At 70.0% G+C, this 594-nt stretch carries 2 pseudogenes; one reads left to right on the top strand and one right to left on the bottom strand.

Going from position 1 to position 594, the window contains the following annotated elements:
• Nucleotides 1-176, bottom strand: a pseudogene (locus AC1D00_RS44415) (DUF2155 domain-containing protein); the annotation flags it as partial.
• Nucleotides 177-383: 207 nt separating this feature from the next.
• On the opposite strand from AC1D00_RS44415, the pseudogene AC1D00_RS44410 reads away from it, so the two are divergent.
• A pseudogene (locus tag AC1D00_RS44410) lies at nucleotides 384-594 on the top strand (alpha/beta hydrolase); the annotation flags it as partial.

Genomic DNA, 594 nt, shown 5'->3' with positions numbered 1-594 from the left:
ATGCTGCCGGGCGGCCGCAGCGGCGGCGGATCGGAGAAGATCGTGCCGATCTGCGCCTGCGCGGGGGTCGCAGCCGTGAGCGCAGTGGCGGCCAGAAGCGCCGCAAGACCTGTCAGGGTAAGGGTTCGAACCATCTTCTCGCGCGGCTTCAACAGCGAATCGGGCTTGCTGGACATTCTACAGGGGATACCGCCGCTCGCAGGCCATCCGGTTAACACGCCGAATACGGCGGGGAAAGGGCGGCATTCCCGCCCAGCCCGGCGCCGGCTGGCCAGACCGCCGGCCGAATGGGATAGTCGGAGGACCCTTCTCTAGGGCCTGAGGCGGGCCCCGCCCCCCGAACGCGCCGCCCAACAATAACTGGAAGCCCCAAGGTCGCCCCCATGCCCGTTGTGCTCGATCCCGATGCCGCCGCCGTCTACAAGGCGTTCCAGGAGGCCGGCCGCCCCGCCTACGAGACCCTGACCGCGCCGGAGGCGCGCGCCTATTACGCCCAAGCGCGCTTTGCCACCAACCCCGAATCGCCGGAACTTGCACGTGTCGCGCCGCTGGCGATCCCGGCGCCGCACGGGGTGATCCCCGCCCGCATCTACG

This window comes from Bradyrhizobium sp. P2_E8 (assembly GCF_056403875.1).
The sequence above is the reverse complement of the archived record's forward strand: the minus strand, read 5'-3'. Positions and strand labels throughout refer to the sequence as shown.